This window comes from Roseomonas rosulenta (assembly GCF_016106005.1).
Lineage (GTDB): Bacteria > Pseudomonadota > Alphaproteobacteria > Acetobacterales > Acetobacteraceae > Neoroseomonas > Neoroseomonas rosulenta.
The window spans coordinates 1-1,689 of record NZ_JACADR010000493.1 but is presented as its reverse complement, the minus strand read 5'-3'; the positions used below and the strand labels follow the sequence as shown (position 1 = coordinate 1,689).

At 75.6% G+C, this 1,689-nt stretch carries 3 protein-coding genes; 1 reads left to right on the top strand and 2 read right to left on the bottom strand.

The genetic code is table 11. The features are described 5' to 3' along the window. Positions 1–501 (top strand): DUF697 domain-containing protein (locus HW578_RS26225; RefSeq protein ID WP_198373647.1); only part of this gene is annotated, 501 nt, incomplete at its 5' end. A 3-nt stretch (positions 502–504) separates the two neighbouring features. On the opposite strand, the gene HW578_RS26220 is transcribed toward HW578_RS26225, so the two are convergent. Then, the gene (locus HW578_RS26220; protein ID WP_198373646.1) at positions 505–1,479 is read right to left on the bottom strand and encodes a Bug family tripartite tricarboxylate transporter substrate binding protein; all 975 of its coding nucleotides are present in this window, start codon (positions 1,477–1,479) and stop codon (positions 505–507) included. Between the two features lie 27 nt (positions 1,480–1,506). Further along, positions 1,507–1,689: hypothetical protein (locus HW578_RS26215; RefSeq protein WP_198373645.1), on the bottom strand; the 183-nt coding region annotated here is incomplete at its 5' end.

The following is a 1,689-nucleotide window of genomic DNA, read 5'->3' as shown; positions in this document are numbered from 1 at the left end:
CTGCGCGCCGAGCTGCAGGCCTGGCAGGCGCGCCTGCCGCCCGGCCGCGCGCGCGCCGGCACGCTGGACGATGCGCCGATCGAGGCCATGGCCGCGCTGGTCGAGGCCAAGACCCTCGCCCCCATCGCCCAGGACGCCGCGGCACTCGGCCGCGCCGCGGCGATGCAGGCCTTCGCCGTCACCGCCATCAGCCCCTCGCCGGCGGCGGATGCGCTGATCTTCGCCTGGCGCGGCCTGCGCCTGGTGCGCCAGGTGGCGGCGCTGCACGGGCTGCGGCCGGGTGTCGCCGGCACCATCGCGCTGCTGCGCCGCGTGGCGGTGGATGCCGCGACCGTGGCGGCGACCGATGTCGCGGTGGATGCCGCGGTGCGCGGGCTGCTGAGCTCGAAGCTGGCCGAGCATGTCGCGGGCGAGGCCGCGGCCGGCGCCGTCGCCGCCCGCCGCATGATCCTGCTCGCCCGCGCGGCGGACGAGGCCTGCCGGGTGCTGCCCCGGCGCTGAACGTCAGCCGTCCAGCCGCACGTTCGCCGCCCGCGCCACCTCTCGGAAGGTCGCGATCTCGCTGCGGATGAAGGCGGTGAACTCCTCCGGCGTCATCGGGTCGGGCACCGCGCCCATCGACAGGATGCGTTCGGTGATCGCGGGCTCGCGCAGCACGGCCACCACGTCGGCGTTGATGCGGCGGATGATCTCGGGCGGCGTGCCTGCAGGGGCCACCAGCCCCGACCAGCCCGCCGCCTGGTAGCCCGGCACCAGCGTCTCGGCGATGGTCGGCACCTCGGGCAGCTGCGGCACGCGGCGCGCGCTGCACAGGGCGATGGCGCGCACGCGCCCGTCGCGGATATGCGGCAGGGCGGAGGCGACGGAATCCGTCATCAGCTTGACGTTGCCCGCGATCACGTCGGCGATGGCCGGGCCTGAGCCGCGGTAGTGCACGATGTTGAAGCGGATGTTCGCGCGCAGCATCAGCAGCTCGGCCGCCATGTGCTGCGACGTGGCCGGGCCTGCCGAGGCCATGTCGAGCGCGCCCGGCCGCGCCCGCGCCTCCTCCGCCAGCGCCTGCATGGTGTGCTGCGGCACGGAGGGGTGCGCGATGACCAGGAGCGGCACCATCGCGACATTGCTGATGGCGGCGAAGTCGCGCTCGGAGTCGTAGGGAACGCGCGGCAGCACGGAGGGATTCACGCCGAGCGTGCCGGAGGTGCCCGCCGTCAGCGTGTAGCCATCCGCCGGCGCCCGCGCGCCCGCTTCCAGCGCGGGAGCGCCGGCCCCGCCCGCGCGGTTGTCGACCACCACGCGCTGCGGCCAGCGCTTCGACAATTCATCCGCGACCAGGCGAGTGATGATGTCGGAGGCCTGGCCCGGCGGGAACGGCACGATGATCCGCACCGGCCGGTTCGGCCAGTCGGACTGCGCCAGGGCGGGCAGCGGCAGCAGGGTGGCGGCGCCGAGCAGCGCGCGGCGATGGATGCGGGTCATGCGGTTCTTCCTCCCGGAAGGTGCAGGCTACTCCCGCGACAGGGCATCCTCCAACCTGGCCTGGGTGCGGCGCAGCGCGTCGCGGCGTTCGGCCTCGGCGCGACGCAGGCGCAGCTGGTCGAGGACCTTCTCGGCGCGGCGCGCGCCGGCCAGGGCGTCGCGCTCGGCCTCCAGCGCGGCCTCGGCGCGCGCGATGGCGGCGGCATGGGC